Below are 1,551 nucleotides of genomic sequence, written 5' to 3'. Positions count from 1 at the left end.
GGGCGCCGCCCCCGGACCCCCGCGCCTCAATCTCCCCCGGCTACCGCTGGGAGGTGCCCCCGGGCGAGGCTGGATTTTGGCCGGCCCGGGCCGGAAGGGGCCGGCGGGGGCTCGGTGGGGCCGGATTTTGGCGCGGCCGGGCCCCTGAGGTGCGCCGGGCTCTCGGGAGAAGGAGTGAGCTACGGCACACCTGCCGTATGGTTTAGGCGATCCCGGTCCCGCGGTGATCACCCGGTTTCGCAGTGCGCACGGAATGGACAGGAGGCGGCCCTTGACCGTCGACGACCCTACGTCCAGCGCGTCCGGTTCCGGGTCGGGTTCCGGGGCCGGGCACGGCACGCCGATCGGGCGTGACCAGCACACTCCGCTGCACGAGGTGGACCACACCGCCCAGCCCACGGCCGATCCGCTCGCCATCCGGCTGGAGCAGCTGATCCTGGGTGCCGAGCGGCGGTACACGCCGTTCCAGGCCGCCCGGAGCGCCGGGGTGTCGATGGAGCTGGCCTCCCGCTTCTGGCGGGCGATGGGCTTCGCCGACATCGGGCAGGCCAAGGCCCTGACGGAGGCCGACGTACTGGCGCTGCGGCGGCTGGCCGGTCTCGTCGAGGCGGGGCTGCTGAGCGAGCCGATGGCGGTGCAGGTGGCCCGTTCCACGGGGCAGACCACCGCCCGGTTGGCGGAGTGGCAGATCGATTCCTTCCTGGAGGGCCTGACGGAGCCCCCCGAGCCGGGCATGACCCGTACCGAGGTCACGTACCCGCTGGTGGAGCTGCTGCTGCCGGAGCTGGAGGAGTTCCTGGTCTACGTGTGGCGGCGCCAGCTGGCCGCGGCCACGGGCCGGGTCGTGCAGGTCGCCGACGACGAGGAGATGGTCGACCGGCGCCTCGCGGTGGGCTTCGCGGACCTGGTGGGCTTCACGCGCCTGACGCGGCGGCTGGAGGAGGAGGAGCTCGGCGAGCTGGTCGAGTCCTTCGAGACCACCTCGGCGGACCTGGTGGCGGCGCACGGCGGCCGGCTGATCAAGACCCTGGGCGACGAGGTGCTGTACGCCGCCGACGACGCGGCGACGGCGGCGGAGATCGCGCTGCGGCTCATCGAGACGATGGAAGCCGATCCGCAGATGCCCGAGCTGCGGGTGGGGATAGCGTTCGGGACGGTGACGACCCGGATGGGCGACGTCTTCGGGACCACGGTGAACCTGGCCTCGCGGCTGACGTCCATAGCGCCGAAGGACGCGGTGCTGGTGGACGGCGCCATGGCCGAGGAGCTGGGCCGCACCGGGGCCGCCCCGAAGTCGGAGAAGGACGCCGAGGCCGAGCAGGGCGGCGGCGCCTACCGCTTCGCGCTCCAGCCGATGTGGCAGCGGCCGGTGCGCGGTCTGGGTGTCGTGGAGCCCTGGTCGCTGACGCGCAGGACGCCTAAGATCCCCGGGTAACGTTCGTTAACCGGGAGGGTGGCGTGGCTGTGGACGAGGTCCGTTTCGGGGAGTTCGTCGGGGTGCGGCGTCATGGGGACGGTGGTGTGGCGCCGCGAATCGCTTCGGCCAGGAGC

The 1,551-nt window shown here is 72.8% G+C and carries 1 protein-coding gene; it reads left to right on the top strand.

The genetic code is table 11. The features are described from left to right. The first annotated feature begins 271 nt into the window (after nucleotides 1-271). Nucleotides 272-1,435, top strand: coding sequence for an adenylate/guanylate cyclase domain-containing protein (locus ACFV0Q_RS41545; protein ID WP_385013299.1), 1,164 nt, complete (start codon nucleotides 272-274; stop codon nucleotides 1,433-1,435). Nucleotides 1,436-1,551: the final 116 nt, after the last annotated feature.

This window comes from Streptomyces sp. NPDC059564 (assembly GCF_042735575.1).
In the GTDB taxonomy this organism is placed as follows: Bacteria; Actinomycetota; Actinomycetes; order Streptomycetales; family Streptomycetaceae; genus Streptomyces.
The sequence above is the reverse complement of the archived record's forward strand: the minus strand, read 5'-3'. Positions and strand labels throughout refer to the sequence as shown.